Below are 496 nucleotides of genomic sequence, written 5' to 3'. Positions count from 1 at the left end.
CGACAAAAAACTGTTCTATGCCTTCACCAAGAAAGTGTTCGCCGAACTGCGCGAAAAAAAGGCGACGACGCTCCTGATCGACGTTCGTGAAAACGGCGGCGGCGATGATGACATGTGGAAGGAAGGCGTTCTGCGATACATCGCCGACAAACCATATCAGCACACGTCGACATACATAAAAAAGGTGATTGAAGGCCGCCAAAGCGCGAGCGAGAAAGTGGGCCAAGTCATCAGCGGGAAGATGCAGAACTTGGAGCAGCCCGAGCTCGACAATCCCTTCCATTTTTCGGGAAAAACCTATGTGCTCGTTGGACGCACGACCTACTCTTCGGCAATCCTATTCAGCAACACAGTCCAGGATTTCAAGTTCGGCATGGTCGTTGGCGCCACAGGTTACGCACGCGCCCGGCAAAGCGGCGGCATCCAACACTTTTCCCTGCCACATACCAAATTGAGCGTCGTCGTGCCGCGTTTCATACTGGACCGGCCTGCCGGC

At 54.4% G+C, this 496-nt stretch carries 1 protein-coding gene; it reads left to right on the top strand.

The window, feature by feature from the left end:
* Positions 1–496, top strand: a 496-nt coding sequence (locus tag C7C56_RS06060) for a S41 family peptidase (protein WP_267874670.1), incomplete at both ends; no start/stop codon positions are given.

Origin of the sequence: Massilia glaciei (assembly GCF_003011895.2) — a bacterium.
GTDB lineage: Bacteria > Pseudomonadota > Gammaproteobacteria > Burkholderiales > Burkholderiaceae_D > Telluria_A > Telluria_A glaciei.
The sequence above is the reverse complement of the archived record's forward strand: the minus strand, read 5'-3'. Positions and strand labels throughout refer to the sequence as shown.